Source organism: Acinetobacter sp. 789_lipA (assembly GCF_058242845.1).
On the sequence record NZ_JBZAYS010000001.1, the window covers coordinates 2,847,347 to 2,865,499 of the forward strand.

Here is an 18,153-nt window from a genome sequence, read left to right on the forward strand (position 1 = left end):
CCATATTTGATTAAACTTTTAAACTACGCGGTCAATGTCACCACGCAGCATGATTTGGAATTGATCTGACATAACAGTTGGTTCAGATTGCTTCACTGTGCGGATTACCCAGATCGGATGATTAGCAGCAATGGTATTGAAACGCAGCACATTTCCGCTTGCCCAACCACTTCCCCATCCTTCCTTCTTGATAGTGAAGTAAGGGGCATTGGTGACTGGATTAATTGGGGAACAATCTTCAGTACGCACTCCAGTTCCGATCTGGCCAGAGCTTTCACCAATGATTCGGAATGCATCATTCGAGGTAAAGACAATCGCCCAACGCTCCTGAATATTGCCCTGATTGGTGACAGCAATCGGATACAGGGTGTCGTTGTAATTCGCTGAGATGGCTGCACCCACTGCTTCATCTTTCCACAGGCTGTCCCAAGTCGCCTGTACAAACTTTCGGGTATAACGCGCTTGCATGTCACCAATTACCAGTGCAGAACCGACGATGGTATGCGCTGGATCATAGTTGTGCGTCAGAGGCTTGGTGAAAGTCACTTGGCCATTGATTTTAACATCACGAACTAAACCCATATCTTGGTAGCGATACTTGGCTGTCAGTGGTCCTGTGAGATTACCTAAGGCAAAATCACCGTTTAAAGTCACTTTGCCGTAGTCATAATCAACCACATACATATCAAATGGAATTTTAATACCATCGGCATCTTCAAGCTCGCACCAGGAGATCCGTGCATCATTCAATGGGTAGGTTTGGCCAGCAATATAATCAGGTAATTCCTGCGACTTACTTGCACTCACAATCCCAATCTCGCCCGATCGGAAAATCGGAACTCGCCCATCAATCGGTAAACGCACTGCAGACAATCCAAGTAACTCCGCATCAATCGGGATATAGCTATAACCCACCGCACTGTATTTAATGGTTTCAGGTAAAACCATGATCGGCTTATGAATCCACTGCTTGCCATCCTTGCTATATTCAAGCTCAGCCACGTACCAATCTTGCGCCATAATTTCAGCACGGTTGGCAGAAGTCACTTCAATCTTTTGCCGAAAAACAAACTGGCCATAGCCTTGGTCAAAGTTAAAGAAGCCATCGCACTCTGCTGTATCAATCGTACCCGAGCCATCAGGCGTGATATTCAATACCCCGCCTTCCACCTTGGTTGCTGACAAAGTTAAGGACTGCGCCCGGATAGGGATCATCGGTGCACGGTATGAGACTTGGTTGGTTTGCACACTTTCTAGTTGAGTCACCAAGGTCTCTAAGGTCGGATTATTCGCACCACCTACATCCCAAGCGGATAACTCGACCGCACCATTTCCATAGTGGATCTGGCCAGCTACCGTTCCCGCACCCGTGGTCACTGAGGGATTACGGTAAAGCGATCCGAGTTTATCAACATAGGTTGAATCAGCCAGTGTAAAGCGAACCGAACCTGCAAGAATCTGCTCAGCAAAGCCTTCTGTTAAATCCGTTTTTAGAACAGAACCAATGATGGTATCCGACCACGACTGAACCGCTGAACTATCTCGATACGAGACACTCACCGTCACCGCAGTCGCCACTTCATTCAGGCTTAGAGTATGCGTCTCACTTGTATTTTCATACTTAATAGTCATCCCTAGCATACCTGCCGCAATTGCCTCCTGAGACGTATTATGCGTTCCATAATAAGGGCGCATAATCTTCTCACGCTCGATCGCTTCAAGTGTAGTACTTGGGGTGATATTCATTGTGCGCGACGCATAGTTGATCGTGCCTTGTTGCTGACCTGCACCATTGATTAAACGCCCTGTAGAGGCATCAATTGGCATATCGCGCAGCTCAACCTCACCTGTGTAGCTCATATACTTGACGGGTACACGTACTTTTACAGACTTAGGAATGAGTGCCGCAGATCCATTGTCCAACTCAATTGAGATGCTGCCACTGGTCGGTACCGCAGTCACTTGAATTGAAGACTTAGCCCCTTTCTGACCTGATACATTGAACGTGGTACCACCATTAGGTAATAAGGTCGGCATCAGCTTGGCCATACCATCAGCATAATCAATGGTACCTGTGGCATCCCCTGTGAATTGCCCTTGGCCATTATCGGTTGCTGTCTTGGTGACCCCATTCAATAACCAGTCAACGGTTAAGGTACCTGCCACAATCGAAGCATTTACGGGAATCTCAACATAGGCTTTATTGATGGTTAATCCTGAACGCTCCTGAGCCGTGATCATATTGCTCCATGTCATCAAGATTGCACTGCCGACATCTGCAAGTTCACCTGTCGTTAATGACATGGTACCGGTATCGTAATCAATACTGCCTGAACCAAAGGATGAATCAGCACCGCGTAATTGCCCTGCACCATTGTCTCGAAGCGTGTAGACCTGATTCTGTACCAAGTACGATACTTGCAAACTGCCTGGCGATGGCAACGGGACCAAATTACGGATCCAGTTAAAACCGATGTTCTCTTGATTGACATAGATAAGATCGGATTCAACTGGAGCTGTCACCGCTGCAGCAGGCATAAAGTTTATCGTTAAATTAGTGGCACCTGTCCCTGCGCTTGCATTCCACACAATAGAGCCGTTTTGATAGTTGATGGTACCAATGGAAGTACCAGCGGCATTTTTAAGTTCACCGCCCACGTCGATAACCGCCGAACCAAATAAAGTAAACTCAACTGATTTTGGCATGACCGATGAGCCGACATATAAGCTCGACACGGTATTAATGGTGACATTATTAAAAGTCTTGCTTAGCACACCATTCTTGGCTTTTACCAAGGCCACAGAATCACCTGCAGCATTGATATTCACCATAGGGGTTTCAGTCTGTGCAGAGGGAACCAACTGCGTATAAACATCCTCTGCAACCACAGAATAGTCACCGACTTGTGCAGCTTCTTTAAGATTGGCACTGGAATAATACTTACCTGTATCCGCCACAATGGTGTCACGGATAGTGGTGGTGCTCTTTTCACCGCCATACCATTGCTTCGCAGACAAGCCCACAAAATCGGCTTTCAATGCATCACTCAGGCCATAAGTAGCAATTTTATATTCCACCTGTTTGCCGTCGACCATCATAATTGCTGTTCGTGTTGATACTTCAGTAATCCGTAGGAATTGCTCAATTTCTAAGGCTTTACCTTCATTTGAGATCAACACAATCGACTTGCCGATCGATGACTCTGCCTCCTGAGGAAACATCGCCACTTGTAAAGACTTCATGCCTTGCCAATGCGTGTCCAACGGTGTGCCGGCAATCTGCGCACCCTTGGCCAAGTAATTTTCAATTCGGTTTTGAGCGCTCGAACGTTCATCCGTCCAACTATCGGTACTGAATAACACGGCGGAGACATTGGGATCTTGCGCATTCTGAGAGATAAATACTGTCGCCCCCATCAAAGCATCGGTATCTGCTGTATCCACCGCAGCATAGATCTTTTGGATAGAAGTACGGCCCGTGGTTCGATCCATCTCAGAAATATCATTGAATAGGTTATTGCTTTGACCATCGACAATTTCACGGCCTGAGTATTTACCCCCACCATCTTCAGCATCTGTACGAATGCGTTCTGACTCAAGGAGCTTTAAATTATTAGTTTCAATTGGCATCGCTTACCTCTGTAAAACGCATGGTGACCACGTAATAGTCGTCCTCGGAAACGGTTGGAAATTCATTAACAGGCTTAGCCTCAATCGCACCCGCCTCATGATTGAAAATCACATTAAAGCGGCGCTGATCATGAAGGTATTCAAATTCAATCGTGAATTGCTCACCTAATGCTGACCATTCCAAAATGGTCCGTAAATGCTTTCGCTTAATCCAGCCTTGACCTGATAAGGGTGGAGCTAAAGTGATTGGTCGACCTGAAAGTTTTTTGCCTTCTTGGACAATCAAAGCACCGCTAATTGAACGCTCTTGCTTTTGCTCAACAGGTTTCCAATCAAATTCATCCGACCATAAAAAACCGTCCTCTAGTGGGACGGTTTCTGATGTCAGTTTTCGTATAAGTTTCATTACATGCTCCGTTTAAGCATCTCAAATTCACGAAGTATGTCTTCCATACCATCCACCGCTTCAGGTGTGCCCTGTAGTTCAGCTGACTTACCTCCAGATTGAATCTCTAGAATTTTCTTTTCAGTTGGCTGCATTGTTTCAATCCCCTCTATATCAAATGAGCTTGCAATCATTGGAGCCTCGGGGGCAACAGGGATTTGCTGAGCCAATTGACTACTACCTGACAATAACGAACCAACACCACCACCTGAACTACGTGCTTGTGATTTTGCATTCAGCTCATCAGTACGCGCTTTCATCTTAGCTTTGAAATCATCCCAGTGGTCATTGGTGGCTTGTTGTTCAGGGCTTATTTCAGGTTGAGTTGATGATGTTGCTGAACTTTGACTCACCTGACTCACAGTACGCTGAGTAGCAACAGCGGCTTGCTGCATCTCCCCCAGTTTAGCAACAGTGGCTTTGCCTGTGGCATCGAGTTGAACTTCCAAACCAAGATAAGCGGCTTTAGCCCTAGCCGCTGCAATTAGCTGAGCGTTGCCAGATGCCTCAGCTAGACGCATCGTTTTCTCATACGCTTGCTGCAATCCCTCTTGAGTTGCTTCGCCACTTTTTATTGCAGCATCAAGATCCGTTAAGGCATTGGTAGCAGCTAGTTCAAGTTGTTTCTTTGATTGAATTCCAAGTCGCGCCATTGCGGCTTCAGCTGGGCTTAGAGCAGCAGGCAATTCCTGACCAGCACGCTTAATGGCTTGCAAGCCCATCTCAACTTGTGATGTTGATAATTTGCCTTGTTCGCCAAACGATAGAAGCTTAGCTTTAGCTGCATCAAGCTCGACTTGTGATTTAGCACCCGCTACCCACTTTTCCCAACCAGCGTAAAGCGCATTGGTTGCCTGCTCACCCTTTAGACCTAGCTCATCAAATCCATTTGCGTAATTATTCAAATGCACTTGATCTGCTGCAAACTTTTCAGAAACCCGACCTAAAGCTATATCGAGATCGATACCTAATGCGGTAGCAGCTTTACGAGCGCGAACTGCTGCACCCTCAACAACCTGTCCAGCTCCAGAATTAAGCTGATTCAGCTCATTAATACGAGTAGTCCTGTTGTTAGCAAGTTCAGCCTCTTTTGTATCAATCCCAGCAAGCGAGGTTTGTGCAGATGCGAGTGCATTCAAATCGCCAGTTCTTTTGGCCTGCTCAATCTGCTGTTCAAGTGCTGCACGCTCAATTGCTGCCTGTTTCTGATAAGCCAGATATTCTTCGTCCGCCTTTTTAACATTCTCCTTGGCAACCTTGAGCGCTTCCTCCTTAACCTTCGCATTTTCTGCTGCCTGTGCTGCACTAACACCAGCCTGAACACTGACCTTTCCAGCTTCATCAATAGTGACGATGTAACCCTTGGTGATAAGGTCAGCCTGCATCACGCCATCCATTACACCATTATTGGCTTTGATGGCAGCTTCTGCATAGGCTTGAACAGCGCTCATTTTTTCTGCTTCAGAGGCCTTTTTACCATTAGTTTCGGCTTGTTGGTCGGCAAGCAGTTGGTCTAAAGTTACTTTGGATTGAGCCAAGCTTTCTGAATTCTTTTGCTCTTGAGTCTTGTTAATATCCTCATAGGTTTTAACCACAGCCCATTTATGGTCTTCAGCAAGTTTTATGGCACCTTTAGCGTTTTTCTCCGCCTGTGCAAACATTCGGTCTGAGGATTTTTCCGCCTCGTCAGCCAAATCCCCCATGAAAGGTATGTACCTTAAGGTAGCAGCGGCTAATGAGTAGATGCCACCAGCTAAAAATTGAATACCAGATAATAGAAGTTTTAACCCAACATTTAAGCCAAAAGAAGCATCACTTACTCCGGCCATTGCCATGCGAAGCATATTAAGGAGGGTTGTGAACCCACTTACATCCTCTCCACCACCGACTAACGCATTAAATAATGGTGAGATTGCATCCATTGCGCTTGTAAATGCACTCCAAGCAGTTTCACCAAAATCAGCAACATACTTAATATTTAGCTTAATATTTTCATAAACTTGCGCAAGAGTATTCCTTAAGGCATCTAATGTACTTGGTTCAATATCCTTAAACTTAGATGTGAAATAACCAACCCCTTCTGCCACATCATCAAAGAATACTTTTAGAATCCCAAGATTATCAGCAATGATAGATAAAGCATTTGCAACCTTGGCACTCGATCCATTCGCCTGATCCATCTCACCAATAAGAATTTGCCATTGTGTTGAAATCTTAGTAAGCGCATTACCTATGGTAGTTGGGAACTGATCAAAGGTTTGCTGAACAGCATCCTTCTGACTCAGTAGGGCTTTATAGACACGCTCTGCTCCAAGCTCTCCATTGTCAGCCATATTCTTAAGTTCACCAGTGGTGACACCCAAACCTTTAGCTAAAGCCTCTGCAACACCATAACCATTCTCCATCATGGAGTTGTATTCTTCTCCACGTAAGGTGCCTTGCTGCATACTCTGGATAAATTGCTGTGTAAATGCTTCGCTTGCTTGTGCAGATACTCCGCTAATTTGAATCGCTTGATTAATGGTTTTGGTTAAATCAAGGGAATTCTGTTGGGTCATTCCTAAGTCTTTACCAACAGCATTTAATCTCGTGAATAAGTCACCCGTTGCACTCAAGCTTGAGTTTGTCATCAGAGCAACTTGATGCACACCAGCCATTGCTGATGTGAAATCACCACCTTCTTTGGTGGCAATGTTGATACGCGCTGATAGATTGGTATAGGTATCGGCTGTTTGAGCTAATTCACGTATTCCAACCCCAACCCCTAGTGCCGCCATAGCTCCAGCAAGAGCATTTACAGCAAACTTTGCACCATTCAATCCTTTCTGCGCGGTCTGTGCCGCTGTATCTGTATGCTTTAAGGAATTATTTGCCTTACCTACTTCTGTGTGAAAATCAATAAATGCACTTTCAGCCTGTTGAACTTCTTTCTCAAGTTGGTCTACTTGCTTTTGTGCAATCTCAATATCTGCAGGAGTGGCTTTTGTTTTTGAAAAGGCCTCAAGTCTGCTCTTCGCTTTTTCTAAATCTGATTTTAAGAATGCCAAAGCTTTTACAGACTTATTACCAAAATCAGTGAAGTTACTTGCAGCGCTTTTGGCGTTATCTCCAGCATCGCGAATGATTTGAGTTGCACCGCTTAAAGATTTAGTTAGGCCATCTGCCAATTCCTTGCTTTTCTCTGGGACAATACTCCCAAGAGTCTTAGCTGTATCAGTACTTGCCTGCTTCAGCTGATCTGCTTCAGCTTTGATACTGTCAAAAACCTTTTTAGTAACGGCTTCAGATTGCTTGGCTGCAGCCACAAGACCTTTGCTGTCACCATCCATGATGAGTTTAAAAGTTAGATTTTTTGACATTGAGACCTCAAATTCTGGCATTAAAAAACCGCTCTAAGGCGGTGCGAATAAATGATCAAATACTATTTGAGAGCTAAAATAATCATCTTGCTAATTTATAGGTTTTAACCTATATTTAATTCATGTAGTAAGGATTAAACTATGTGGACTGTTCTGTTTGAACAACCTTTTGAAACGTGGTTCTTGGAACTCTCGGCTGATGAAAAAATCGACATACTCGCAAGCATTAAAGTGCTTGAGGAATATGGGCCACTGCTATCAAGGCCACACGTAGATACCTTAAAAGGCAGTAAATTAAAGAACTTAAAAGAACTACGTGTACAACATTCTGGCGACCCTTACCGCATCCTGTTTATATTTGACCCATTACGTCAAGCGGTACTGCTATGTGGTGGCAATAAAACAGGTGATAAGCGCTTTTATGATCGTATGATTCCAATAGCGGAAAAGAGTTATCGGCAATATCTAAAGGAGTTGAAAAATGGCTAAACCCATCAGCGAATTAATGAATACACTTTCCAAAGCTGACCAAGCTATTGTTGGGGCTAAAGCTGCTGAAATGATTACAGCACTGCGTTTAGCTAAATTGCGCAAGCAGCTTGGTTTCACACAAGCACAAGTAGCGGGCGCAATGCATATCAAGCAACCAACTGTTGCAGAGATGGAAAAACGTGCAGACATGCATCTTTCAACGCTGCGCCAATATGTGCAAGTGCTTGGGGCTAATCTTGAAATTAATGCTAAACTTCCTGATGGTTCTCGCATTAATTTAACCAACTAAAAAACATGATTGTTGAGATTAAAAAAAGCACCCTAAGGTGCTTTTTTTAATTGCTCTCTACCATGCTTCCGCAATGCTTGCACTTCCTCGCATCGAATCTAATTAATTCACGACAGTCAGGGCAATTGATTTGCTTAACCTCGTTTGGGCTAGTGTCAATCTCCTTTGGCTGGAAGACATTATCTTGAACAACTCTTGTGCGCCTACCGCTATAAGGGGTAACAGCATCACTTGAGCAAAATTTACAAACACCTATTCCACCCCGACGCCAGATCATGTAAATAATGCCAGGTATCATCGCAAAGAACCAAAACAAAACAAAGGAGATCAAAGTGCTCCCTTTAAGTTTTGACTCTCCCACATTGTTACAATTTTTACACTCAACGACTTGCTTACCCATACCCACCTCAACGCCCACTACGAATCGTAGTAACTTTGCCATCTTCAATCACAACAGTAAAAGTTTTGCTGCCATCTACATAGCTTAGTTCACGTACTGAAACGTCTTTACCACCGACATTTTTAACGTAGTCATAATGAGATACTGGTTGGCCTGCGGCTGCAACGACTTCACCATAGCTTTGGCCTTTGCGAACTTGCTTACCGTTAATGCTTGCCCCTGCTAAATTCGCATTTGCTAATGTAAAAACAGACATCAAAGCAGCTGTAATTAATAATTTTTTCATGAATTTACCCCTCGTTATAATTGGATAAATCATAACCTGCTAAAATTCACAGCACAACTCAATCGTCATTTGACTTTAGTTCGTCGGTCAATTTGGCATAAGCTTTATCCTTGGCATGCTGAGCAGCACGCATTAGGTTTGTGTTAGTGAGTAAGCTTTGTGATCGTTGTTTCTGAGCTGCCTCTAGATAACCAATGAAAGCCCCATAACTCATCTGCATGATATCGTCGTTGCGATGACCCGCTTTTGTTAGGTATTGAAAAGTCTCAAACCAGCTAGGCTGTTTTGGTTGTTTAGTATTCCGCGAACGTTTGCGTTTTTGTTTCTTCGGCTTGGGTTCGCCAAAGAAAGCTTCATTCACTTTTATCGCAGCATCAAGTAATAAGATGTTGAGCTTGCTCTCTTGCTTAAATAAATCAACAGCCTGCTCACTACTACATTTTAGAGAATAGGCGATCAACTGTGTCGATTCAAAAGGATGTTCATCAAAGATCTTTTGTACGGTCTCATCTGGGTGGTTATCCAAAAAGTCTTTAATAACTTGCCCCACACCCAGCCATTCATCAAAGTTATGCATCTGCAGCTGGTGCACCGATAGCTCACCAACACTGACAGGTCGATTTGAGGCCACAAAGAACTCATTCACCTATATCACCTTTGTATTTTTTGTATTTTTTGTATTCCAGATAAGCTTTGAAAAATTGTGGTGACTGCCAAGCAAATATGCAAACAATCACCGCGAGTAACAAAAATGCTAATCGCCACATAGAAATATCTGCCGTCATTTTCAACAACCCATTTAAGTTTGTGATAAAATCATTCATACAAGTTTTTTCTGATCTTTGCTAAGGTTATGGAAATAAAAAGCCCAACGATTGCAGTCGCTGGGCTTTTGCTTTTTATGGGCACAAAAAAAGACGCTAATGCGCCTAAGGTTCTTTGTGCCTAATGGGTTTATGCTGCTACAGAGAAGCGCTCAATGTGACCAAAGATACTTAATTCAGCATCGTTCGCTTTAGTGATATCTGCAAGGCATTCACCCTCAAAGCTATAACTTGCAAAGTCTTCATGAATTAAATCAAATTCCGTTTCAGGAGATAATTCTAGGCGCCATAGTGTCACTGCAACTTTATCGCCCAGATATGTATCGACCCCTTTAAAGAAGAAACGATATTCCTCGCTTAGATTGGTAGCAATCGTTGTACGTGTAATCGCACCAGATTTACCTGACCATTTCACATCAGTAATGGGTTCATTAAAGATGACCGTTCCAAACACGGCGTCTAAGATATATTTATCTTCAGCAATTGCCGCATCCGCAGGGCCTTTAAAAGCCACATCGGATAAGTTGCGGGTCCCTAGATCAATCATTTCACCAGCTTTAACTGCACCTAATGTTGTTTCAGGAATTGTTGCTTCTGGGATTTCTAGTGTTTTACCACTGAGTACCATAGCTAGGTTTTCTTTGGTGACCTCTTCCAAAGTTCCGCTAACCGATACACCGGTTTGCTTACGCAGTACTGCATCCTTTGCACGCAGACCTGTTTTAGATTCATAGTGATCTGTTGATTCAGAGGTGATCTGAAGCTGGAGCTCTGGCGTGTTGCCAATCGATAATAGTGCAGCAGGCTGACCATTAATCATTTTTGCTAAAAACAACTCACCTTGGAGCGAGATTAAATCTGGTTTATTCGCCATCGGTTTTCACCTCTTCTTTTTTGGCTGGTGCAGGCTTCTGTTTTGAGGCAGGCTCAGCCAACTCGATTACACCGCGCTGTAATAAATCTTGAATTTGAGATTCGCTTAAACCACCGACGATATCCCCTGAATGAAATCGCCCGACAGATTGCCGGGCTTTGTATTGCTTCTGCATATGATTTCCTAAACAAACATTTTTGATTCAAACACCAATGTAATGTAGACACACGTTGGTGAATAGTCTTCTTCTACCGCCACCATTTCTAAAGGGCGCTTACTGGATGCAGGTTGCCAACCCGATAAAAGTTTTAAAGCTTTAATCGTCAGCAAACCCACTCGATCCAGTACTGCAGACCCATCACTAAGTTGTGATGCTGCATGACGTTCGCAAATCGTGACTTCCCACTGTTGAGTGAGCATGTTTACTGACGATCGCACAGCTTCATCAGATTTGCGAATGCGGCGGTAATAGATTTGGGCGTTTGGCGTAACCTGAGAAAGTTCCGTAATTTTTGCAGAGTTGGCTGGTGTGTAGATCTTTTTAAAATCTGCAATTTCAGTTAGCTTTTCAGCTATCTCACCACGTACAGCAAAGAAGTTATCTTCATTACTCATCTGTCAAATGCTCCACAATTAAATCCAATACTTCCCGATCATCTGTTTCAGTCAATCCCAAGAATGGACGACGAGGCATGTTCACTTTGTACGCTTTCCCTTGAGTTTCCTGCATGAAGTTAGATCGAGCCTTACGCACAAATTTATTACCCACCAAGCCTGTGCGCAGATCCTGCCGAAAGTAAGTGCGACGCATACGTGCTTCATACTTAATTTCGCCACCAAAGTGATGAATAGCGCCATATTTAACATGAGTACCTACTTCTAAGCCATTGGGCAGAACGTTATGAGTCATGGAGTCTTTGAGGCGAGATGAGTTAACCAAGGTGACATCACCCTTGATCATTGCACGCCTAGATAAACGCCATTTACCCTCCAGACCCACACCATCTGCCCAGCGATTGCGGATATTCTCCACCACTGCCTGACCAATTGAGTCGAATAATACTGACTTGTTTTGATCAAAATCAGATAAATGCGCCAAAGCCTGCATCACAGCAGATTCACCATCCGCTTCAATCGTAATTGCTACGCCTGACATATCAGCCTCACTTGATGCTAGGCATCATATTTAAGACAGCATCACCAAAAACACCGCCACGATATGTAGTACCGATTGGCATTGTGGCTGGCGTTCTTGCGGGCTTCTCTTCTGTGACTTCATTTTGAGGGTTTAGGATATTCAATGTTGCTTTACCATCAGCAACCCGTTTCAAGAAGTCAATTTCCGCCTTATAGCGGTTTTCAACTTCTTCAATTGGCTGCTGAAAATAAAGCCGGTAGCGCGCAATGTTGCACGCAATCCGTTTCAACGTACTAGGCGTATTTGGCAAAGGCAGGACATATCGAACAGCGATATAGCTGTCAATTTCCTCGGATGCATCCTGTAACGCTTCTTCAATCGAATTACCTACAGTTTGCATTGATTCTAATTGTTGAAGCTCACCTTCACCAAAACGCGCCTCTAAGTCATTTCGAGTCGCGTACATAGGTCACCTTATTTATCAGCTGGTGGTGCTTTCTTGGCTTCGGCAGTAGCTTTCTTTAAAGCGGCTTCTGATGTGGCTAAAGCCTTTTCAAGTTCAGCAACTTTCTTTTGAATCTCTGCCACTTCTGCATCGGCTCTATCCTTACCCTCAATAAGGATTACCTCATTTGCTTTCAGCTCTGCCACTTCTGCAGCAAGGCTTGCAAGCTGGGCAGCAGTACCATCAGCCTTAGGTTGTTCTGGAGCTTTTTCTTCTTCAATAGCTCCTGATGCTAAAAGGGCCTGAAGTTGTTTATCTTCAAGCCCTTTGAATTCATCACCTGGCATAAAATGCCCGATGGATTGTTTTGCGATGTACTTCGGCATGTCTTACTCCTTATAGGGTGATAAAGCCGGTACCACCGACTACACCATTTTTGTTAGAAGGCACGACCAATGGAGCAGATTCTGTCATCAACATGATGCCGCTTGGATCTTCACAGTACCATTGACGGTCAAAGTATTGCTGAGCAACACCGTTGGCCAACATATTTTTGATCTTACAATGTGCCACTGAGCCGTTGGTATCAGAAATCAAAGAGAAGTAATCTTTTGGAATAAAGCGCTTCACCTGACCTTTATTGCGGTAAGTTGCGTCATATACCCAGAATTCGATTCCATCAAATGTCCCTTTGAGAGTTGCTGACTCTTTGACACCAAAGCTTGGTGTAACAGGAACAGAAATACCAGCGTACGGCGTGATGAATTCTTTCTTGAATTCTTCGTTATTCCATAATGCAGCCCATACCAAGCCAGACATGATTGCTTTTTTGGCTTCACCGCCATCAGCTGCCAATTGACGCTCGAGCATAGTGCGGATATCTAAAACCGGTTTAGCACCCGCTTCGTTCCACTTAGTCAACGGCGTATATGTCAGAGAGGCATCACGGCGATAATCAACTAAGTTGTACTCATAGTCATCTGAATGAAGGACATATTTACCATTTTTCAGAAGATCAATCGCCATCATTAAAACTGAATTATCAATCGCATCATGGTTACGCTTCATGACGGCAACTTGGGAAATCAGCATTTTTTCTTGATCAGATAATTTTTGATTACCTGTAGAAATAATACCGGCGCTGCGTAAGCGCTCCAGCAAAGCAATTTCAAAAGTTTCTGCAGGCGTAACCTGATTTTTTGGTTTGTAGTAAGCAGGCTTAATAGTACGCACTTCACCAGATTGTGTAGTATCAAATGGTTTACCTGGTTGATGTGGTGACACAAGTGGAGCTAAATCGTGCTCAGAGCTCACTTCTGCAAGTGGTACATCATCACGATCAAAAACAGGACGATTTGGGAAAAGCTGATCTAATAACCATGTATCCATTGGTCGATAGTTATTATGAATTAACGCAAGCTCACCCACATCAAGCAATTCAAGTGGGATGCCTTCAAGATTAAAAGACTGTGGCATGTTATTTACACCTTAGAAAGTTCGATTTTGTTTTTGGTTGCTTTGGCGCGTGCTGCATCGTATTGAGCAGTGTTAAGTAAAGTGCCATCAAGTGATACAGCTTCAACGTTAAATACACCACCGTAATACATCGGGATTTCAATGCCATCAGCTGCTTTGATTGTTGCTTCTGCTGCAGTGACATCCTGACCACAGATCACATCCCAAGTAGATTCGTCTGTAGCATGAGTCAGCACATTAGCAGCAGATAGTGTTAGCAAATCACCGTATTTATATGCTGTGGCAGTCGTTACTTTTGCATTAGCACGACGTAACTTTTCATTATCCAGAATCAGTCGTTGTGACGTGACCGTGATAGGCGGTATATAGTGAGTAACCATGGATTATTTCCCCTTTTGTTCTGCGAATGCTTGAGCACCAGCTGTGAATTTGTGTTTATCAACAGCACCTTGATTACCACCTTGCCCACCCTGACCACCTGTAGCTTGGTGACTGAACAAGTGAGTAAGGTGTGATGGAATTTGTTGCTGCTGTTGACCAGCTGGTGGCTGAGTACCTGCTGAGAATTGACGAAGTTGTTTAGCTGAGAATGCAAATGCAGAGTCATCTAATGCCTTCATCTCGGTAATATCTTCCGCACTAAATTCTTTGCCCAGATCTTTACCTAAAGCAGTAATTTCTGCTTCACGCTTGGCTGCAGCAAACTGCTTGTTTTGGGTTTCAAGCTCAGAGTTTTTAGTCTCAAGCTCTTGGATACGGGCTTGCGCCTTTTCTAATTCGGTCACGTCTGTGTCCTCTGGTTGATTAAAGTTTTTAGGTGCGTGACTTGCTGCCACGGCGTTTGTATTGTCATCTGCACCCAAGGCACAAAAAGACACTTCGCGGATACGGCCGCCACGGAATACGGTGATTGGCCCTTGATGACTTTTCCCATTGACCGAGACTGATGAGCCTGCTTGAATTTCTTCAATGGCTGAGGGATCGATACGCACCGACATTTGCCATGGAAAACCATCATCAGAGTCTTGAGCAACCTGAGTGCCAAATTCATTACTCATCAAGTCACCTGAAACCGTTAAACCAGTTTGATGACTAATTGAATGCGTATTGATTGCACCTGCTCGTTGGCTTGATCGATGTTCGAGTAAAGCAGGTATACGACCTTTCAATTGCATTGAGTCCAAATCAAAAATAATTCGATCCCAATACCAGTGATCAGTAATGACCTCACCGCTATACGCAGTTCCTGAAAATGTGCGTTTCTTTTTACCCTCTTGTTCTGCATCAACACTTAGTTGCCCAAGCTGAAAACAGTACTGATTAGGATTATTGTCCTCTTCTGGCATTTTCATGCTCCATAAAAAAACCACCTACTAAGGTGGTTTTAAATGCTTTGAATTAAGGCTAAAAGTTTTCCTTCAGCCTCTTTTGTGTGTGGGTATATCATTGGCTCATTCCGTTGAATCGCGCTAGATAGTGTTTCGATAATTCGTAACTTCTCTTCGACAGAATAATCTAGCTTAAGGATGCCTTGTGAAGTATCGCCATCCGCTAATGAGTTACTCCCATTGGGCTCAACACCTAAAGCCACATTTCCATTTGACACATCTGAACTTTGACATAAAGCATTTGATCCAAAGTCATGACCTAATGCATGACAACCGCGCTCATCTACTTTTAATGCACTCGTTAAAAGCATTCGAAGTTCTGCCCGATCTTCTTTAGATTCCGCGACAATTGAATCGATTTTCATTCCAGTTAATGACATGCCATTTTTATATAAGACACTCATTCCATTTTTTTAAATAAGCTTCATCTAATTCACCAATGCTTTAAGTGTGTAAATCATCTTGCCATTCAATGTTTCAATCGAAACCACTTCAAACGACAATCCCATTGGAATTAATACGCCATGCCCAGCATTCAATTCGTTTAGATCAATGCCTAGTCCTTTAGCATTCTCAATTTGCAAAACCACATCGGAAGCATTTTCAGCTAACAGTAATGGCGAATTAAATTGAATCGTTTGCCCAACCTCATAAGCCACTACATGCTGCAAGGTCACGCCACCTGTCACAATTGCAGCTGAATTACTCGCCACGGCGCTTAATGCTTGCATGTCCTGTCTGAGCCAATGCTTTAAAACATCGTCCGCTTTCGAGCTTACAGACGCATTTAGGTAGTTCGTGATTGCAGCATCATTGCCCTGCACATAATCCAAGAAAGTCTTAATTGCACTCGGTCTGATGGATGGATCTAAAGGAATAACCGTATTGGCCACCGTGTTGAATAAATCTCTCGATTTATCATTCATCGGGGCTAACAGACTGGTGAGCTTTTTGGATGCAGTCCATTCGGCCTTAATTGCTTCTTTCTGCTCCAGTAGATATTCCTTATCAAGTAATGACTTAGAAATCTTCTGATCCACCAAAGCCTCAAATTCTCCAAATTGCAAAGGATGTGAACTCCAGTCCAATGCTTCTGCAACTTCGGGCAACTTATCATCAGGTGTAATGCCGTATTTAAGCGCTTGGGCTTCAGTTAATGCTATACACGTGCATCTACAGCGAAATCCAGTGGGAGGGTAATGTGTGAGCCAAAATGGGTGATCGATCGGCAGTACAATTCGATTCAATGCCAAATGTGCAGGACGCACACGTGAGTCATTGATAGCCGAATACATCAGATACTGACGTTTATCTTTATTTCGTTGCTGTTGCTGCCAACGTCCATGACCATAGGCACTTTGGATATTGGTCCGAAATACATTGTCCAGATAATGCTTAGGTAAAATGATTCCAGACTCTGCTATAAGCTTCTGAAAATCGTTAAAGGTGCCACTCGATGCTAATGTTTTATTAAGTGACTTAATCACCGACTCAGCTTGTTCAAGACTCGACAGAAAGCTAACCGTAGTCGCCATCTGCCGCGTCTTAAGATCCATAGAGTAAAACTCATCAGGCAGCACCACTTTCTTACTATGCGCATAATACAGCGCTTCAAGAAACGTGACTGGTTGCATCTATTTCCCCTTTGCTGCTGTTGCATACCCCAATACATCTGCAGCATATAAAGCCTGATCCAAATGCGCTGTAAATTGCGACTTTGTTGCACCAGGTATCAATCGAGATAAATTGAACAGCAAAGCCTCTGGTGTTTCAGACTCAGCCGCTAACTGTTTAATTTGCTCATTGGTTAATAGCTGTAAATCATCTTGAGCATCTGTTAGTTCATCCACCTCTTGCTGTTCAGGTGATGGCTTTTGCACTGATGCCTTAAAGCTGAATGCTTGGTGAGGTAGTGCATTAAATTGAGTGTTAGGGACGGCAGCGCTAGTACTCATCTTAAAGTGTTCAGCCTTAATGCCGTATGTCTCAATCACATATTGATCATTAAACTCAACACCTAATGTTTTAAGCTTAATATCACGATCAACAACAGCGACCTTAAGATCCTGCTCACCGCCCAGGACAATTGTGTGCTTTTCAAAGTTATTCAGCAGGCAGAGTGCGTCTATGAGCTCTTGAATCGTAGGCGTGATCATGCGTAGGTCTGAATTACGCTTATCTAAGCGAACATCGTTATGCACTTCACCCAAAGCTCGACTTCCAACACCATCAGTCCCACTTGTGAGCGTTTGGCCTAAGACCACCTTTTGAATACGGCGGGTTAATACATTATCAAAGGCTTCAAATGCTGTGCTGCCACCATTAGAAGAACTTCCACCTATAGTTTCTACCGAATCCTCTGCGCCAATAGACATAACTGATTGTGCATGAGCATTCAGTAAAGCCGCAGTCATCGCATCAATATCATCCTGTTTACGACCTTTACCCCCAACTTTCCCCAATAATATTGGTGTGCCAAAGCGCTCTAAAAACTTGACCCAAAACTTTGTTGTATTGGTACGGAAGAACCATAGCCAATAAAGCTTCGACAGTAATGGATCACCATAAGGCTGTTTGAATGTAGGTTTACGGCGTGTCAAAAAGAACTTGAGTGGATATTTGGCATTCACATCAATTTCTGTAGCATTTTGTCGGTAAATTAAACGTCCATCATTCTTGGGCTCAAACCATTCTAGAGGCTTAACTACAATCTCATTTAAGGCGAATTTACTATCACTGGTAAGTGCATAGTTGGCTTCCATAACCGAATAACCATAAGGACAAGCTTCCCATGCACCTGAGACGATTTCAGCATGCCAACGAGTGAACAAATCCTTTAGAAAAACCGTTTGTTCACCGTGATCTTCAACAAATCGCCACGGCGCATTGAGAACTGCATCTAGACGCGTCTCCATGGCCTGCGCAATCTCATCATCTACCATAAGGACTGATAATCGTTGCCGGGTTAGTCCAGCCTGACGAAGTACTTCGTCAATATCAGCTTTGCGACCCAAAGTGAATGCAAGGTTCTCAACAGCAACCTCTGTCATCAAGCCCGCTGATTTAGGCTTTGTTTTCTTACTTTCTGACTTCTTTGCCATCTTAAA

General features: G+C 43.6%; 20 protein-coding genes. 2 read left to right on the forward strand and 18 right to left on the reverse strand.

All coding sequences use genetic code 11. The annotated features are described in order from the left end of the window. Window positions 1–18: 18 nt before the first annotated feature. The 3 genes from AC4CUZ_RS13935 to AC4CUZ_RS13945 are packed head-to-tail and all read right to left on the reverse strand — an operon-like array spanning window position 19 to window position 7,434. A complete protein-coding gene (locus AC4CUZ_RS13935; protein ID WP_490747806.1) occupies window positions 19–3,630 on the reverse strand; it encodes a hypothetical protein in 3,612 nt (1,203 codons plus the stop codon). Further along, complete coding sequence (locus tag AC4CUZ_RS13940) at window positions 3,620–4,036, reverse strand: hypothetical protein (protein ID WP_490747807.1); 417 nt, start codon at window positions 4,034–4,036, stop codon at window positions 3,620–3,622. The genes AC4CUZ_RS13935 and AC4CUZ_RS13940 overlap by 11 nt, the downstream gene beginning before the upstream one ends. Further along, window positions 4,036–7,434, reverse strand: coding sequence for a tape measure protein (locus tag AC4CUZ_RS13945; protein ID WP_490747809.1), 3,399 nt, complete (start codon window positions 7,432–7,434; stop codon window positions 4,036–4,038). Before AC4CUZ_RS13945 ends, AC4CUZ_RS13940 begins: the two co-directional genes overlap by 1 nt. 141 nt (window positions 7,435–7,575) lie before the next feature. Between AC4CUZ_RS13945 and AC4CUZ_RS13950 the strand changes: the two genes are divergently transcribed. Together AC4CUZ_RS13950 and AC4CUZ_RS13955 are read left to right on the forward strand one after the other, a co-directional pair. Beyond that, window positions 7,576–7,923 carry a type II toxin-antitoxin system RelE/ParE family toxin gene (locus AC4CUZ_RS13950; protein WP_130234784.1) on the forward strand — a complete coding sequence of 116 codons (348 nt, stop codon included), beginning with the start codon at window positions 7,576–7,578 and terminating at the stop codon, window positions 7,921–7,923. Beyond that, window positions 7,916–8,215 (forward strand): XRE family transcriptional regulator, encoded by a 300-nt coding sequence (locus AC4CUZ_RS13955; protein WP_130234783.1) that lies wholly within the window; start codon window positions 7,916–7,918, stop codon window positions 8,213–8,215. The genes AC4CUZ_RS13950 and AC4CUZ_RS13955 overlap by 8 nt, the downstream gene beginning before the upstream one ends. A 407-nt stretch (window positions 8,216–8,622) precedes the next feature. Here the strand turns inward: AC4CUZ_RS13955 and AC4CUZ_RS13960 are convergent, their stop codons facing one another. The 15 genes from AC4CUZ_RS13960 to AC4CUZ_RS14030 form a co-directional block, all read right to left on the reverse strand. Further along, window positions 8,623–8,901 carry a hypothetical protein gene (locus AC4CUZ_RS13960; RefSeq protein WP_333652688.1) on the reverse strand — a complete coding sequence of 93 codons (279 nt, stop codon included), beginning with the start codon at window positions 8,899–8,901 and terminating at the stop codon, window positions 8,623–8,625. A gap of 58 nt (window positions 8,902–8,959) precedes the next feature. After that, window positions 8,960–9,547, reverse strand: a complete 588-nt coding sequence (locus AC4CUZ_RS13965; RefSeq protein WP_490747810.1) for a hypothetical protein — start codon at window positions 9,545–9,547, stop codon at window positions 8,960–8,962. Then, on the reverse strand, window positions 9,540–9,725 hold the full coding sequence (locus AC4CUZ_RS13970) for a hypothetical protein (protein WP_490747811.1): 186 nt from the start codon (window positions 9,723–9,725) through the stop codon (window positions 9,540–9,542). The genes AC4CUZ_RS13965 and AC4CUZ_RS13970 overlap by 8 nt, the downstream gene beginning before the upstream one ends. 130 nt (window positions 9,726–9,855) lie before the next feature. Next, window positions 9,856–10,599: a phage tail tube protein gene (locus tag AC4CUZ_RS13975; protein WP_490747812.1), complete on the reverse strand. Its 744-nt coding sequence runs from the start codon at window positions 10,597–10,599 to the stop codon at window positions 9,856–9,858. Next, window positions 10,589–10,774: a hypothetical protein gene (locus AC4CUZ_RS13980; RefSeq protein ID WP_195728968.1), complete on the reverse strand. Its 186-nt coding sequence runs from the start codon at window positions 10,772–10,774 to the stop codon at window positions 10,589–10,591. Before AC4CUZ_RS13980 ends, AC4CUZ_RS13975 begins: the two co-directional genes overlap by 11 nt. Window positions 10,775–10,782: 8 nt before the next feature. Then, entirely contained in the window at window positions 10,783–11,214 is a 432-nt protein-coding gene (locus AC4CUZ_RS13985) for a phage tail terminator protein (protein WP_004980455.1), read from the reverse strand. Then, a complete protein-coding gene (locus AC4CUZ_RS13990) occupies window positions 11,207–11,755 on the reverse strand; it encodes a phage virion morphogenesis family protein (RefSeq protein ID WP_490747813.1) in 549 nt (182 codons plus the stop codon). The genes AC4CUZ_RS13985 and AC4CUZ_RS13990 overlap by 8 nt, the downstream gene beginning before the upstream one ends. Window positions 11,756–11,762: 7 nt before the next feature. Next, a complete protein-coding gene (locus tag AC4CUZ_RS13995) occupies window positions 11,763–12,203 on the reverse strand; it encodes a gp436 family protein (protein WP_490747814.1) in 441 nt (146 codons plus the stop codon). A gap of 8 nt (window positions 12,204–12,211) precedes the next feature. Next, a complete protein-coding gene (locus AC4CUZ_RS14000; RefSeq protein WP_490747815.1) occupies window positions 12,212–12,568 on the reverse strand; it encodes a hypothetical protein in 357 nt (118 codons plus the stop codon). 10 nt (window positions 12,569–12,578) lie between these two features. Then, window positions 12,579–13,658: a major capsid protein gene (locus tag AC4CUZ_RS14005; protein WP_419282911.1), complete on the reverse strand. Its 1,080-nt coding sequence runs from the start codon at window positions 13,656–13,658 to the stop codon at window positions 12,579–12,581. Between the two features lie 5 nt (window positions 13,659–13,663). Next, entirely contained in the window at window positions 13,664–14,038 is a 375-nt protein-coding gene (locus tag AC4CUZ_RS14010; RefSeq protein WP_490747816.1) for a hypothetical protein, read from the reverse strand. A 3-nt stretch (window positions 14,039–14,041) separates the two neighbouring features. Then, window positions 14,042–15,004 (reverse strand): hypothetical protein, encoded by a 963-nt coding sequence (locus AC4CUZ_RS14015; protein ID WP_490747817.1) that lies wholly within the window; start codon window positions 15,002–15,004, stop codon window positions 14,042–14,044. A 38-nt stretch (window positions 15,005–15,042) separates the two neighbouring features. Further along, the gene (locus AC4CUZ_RS14020) at window positions 15,043–15,426 is read right to left on the reverse strand and encodes a hypothetical protein (protein ID WP_490747818.1); all 384 of its coding nucleotides are present in this window, start codon (window positions 15,424–15,426) and stop codon (window positions 15,043–15,045) included. 48 nt (window positions 15,427–15,474) lie between these two features. After that, complete coding sequence (locus AC4CUZ_RS14025) at window positions 15,475–16,680, reverse strand: phage head morphogenesis protein (protein ID WP_490747819.1); 1,206 nt, start codon at window positions 16,678–16,680, stop codon at window positions 15,475–15,477. After that, on the reverse strand, window positions 16,681–18,147 hold the full coding sequence (locus AC4CUZ_RS14030; protein ID WP_490747820.1) for a phage portal protein family protein: 1,467 nt from the start codon (window positions 18,145–18,147) through the stop codon (window positions 16,681–16,683). It abuts the gene before it with no gap. Between the last annotated feature and the right edge of the window lie 6 nt (window positions 18,148–18,153).

Excerpts from the sequence above, each read along its gene's own strand:
- AC4CUZ_RS13995 (WP_490747814.1), bottom strand. The coding sequence starts at position 12,203 with ATGTACGCGACTCGAAATGACTTAGAGGCGCGTTTTGGTGAAGGTGAG.
- AC4CUZ_RS13950 (WP_130234784.1), top strand. The coding sequence starts at position 7,576 with ATGTGGACTGTTCTGTTTGAACAACCTTTTGAAACGTGGTTCTTGGAA.
- AC4CUZ_RS13990 (WP_490747813.1), bottom strand. The coding sequence starts at position 11,755 with ATGTCAGGCGTAGCAATTACGATTGAAGCGGATGGTGAATCTGCTGTG.
- AC4CUZ_RS13975 (WP_490747812.1), bottom strand. The coding sequence starts at position 10,599 with ATGGCGAATAAACCAGATTTAATCTCGCTCCAAGGTGAGTTGTTTTTA.
- AC4CUZ_RS13955 (WP_130234783.1), top strand. The coding sequence starts at position 7,916 with ATGGCTAAACCCATCAGCGAATTAATGAATACACTTTCCAAAGCTGAC.
- AC4CUZ_RS14025 (WP_490747819.1), bottom strand. The coding sequence starts at position 16,680 with ATGCAACCAGTCACGTTTCTTGAAGCGCTGTATTATGCGCATAGTAAG.
- AC4CUZ_RS13970 (WP_490747811.1), bottom strand. The coding sequence starts at position 9,725 with ATGAATGATTTTATCACAAACTTAAATGGGTTGTTGAAAATGACGGCA.
- AC4CUZ_RS14020 (WP_490747818.1), bottom strand. The coding sequence starts at position 15,426 with ATGTCATTAACTGGAATGAAAATCGATTCAATTGTCGCGGAATCTAAA.
- AC4CUZ_RS13960 (WP_333652688.1), bottom strand. The coding sequence starts at position 8,901 with ATGAAAAAATTATTAATTACAGCTGCTTTGATGTCTGTTTTTACATTA.
- AC4CUZ_RS14010 (WP_490747816.1), bottom strand. The coding sequence starts at position 14,038 with ATGGTTACTCACTATATACCGCCTATCACGGTCACGTCACAACGACTG.
- AC4CUZ_RS13945 (WP_490747809.1), bottom strand. The coding sequence starts at position 7,434 with ATGTCAAAAAATCTAACTTTTAAACTCATCATGGATGGTGACAGCAAA.
- AC4CUZ_RS14015 (WP_490747817.1), bottom strand. The coding sequence starts at position 15,004 with ATGCCAGAAGAGGACAATAATCCTAATCAGTACTGTTTTCAGCTTGGG.
- AC4CUZ_RS14000 (WP_490747815.1), bottom strand. The coding sequence starts at position 12,568 with ATGCCGAAGTACATCGCAAAACAATCCATCGGGCATTTTATGCCAGGT.
- AC4CUZ_RS13985 (WP_004980455.1), bottom strand. The coding sequence starts at position 11,214 with ATGAGTAATGAAGATAACTTCTTTGCTGTACGTGGTGAGATAGCTGAA.
- AC4CUZ_RS14030 (WP_490747820.1), bottom strand. The coding sequence starts at position 18,147 with ATGGCAAAGAAGTCAGAAAGTAAGAAAACAAAGCCTAAATCAGCGGGC.
- AC4CUZ_RS14005 (WP_419282911.1), bottom strand. The coding sequence starts at position 13,658 with ATGCCACAGTCTTTTAATCTTGAAGGCATCCCACTTGAATTGCTTGAT.
- AC4CUZ_RS13940 (WP_490747807.1), bottom strand. The coding sequence starts at position 4,036 with ATGAAACTTATACGAAAACTGACATCAGAAACCGTCCCACTAGAGGAC.
- AC4CUZ_RS13935 (WP_490747806.1), bottom strand. The coding sequence starts at position 3,630 with ATGCCAATTGAAACTAATAATTTAAAGCTCCTTGAGTCAGAACGCATT.
- AC4CUZ_RS13980 (WP_195728968.1), bottom strand. The coding sequence starts at position 10,774 with ATGCAGAAGCAATACAAAGCCCGGCAATCTGTCGGGCGATTTCATTCA.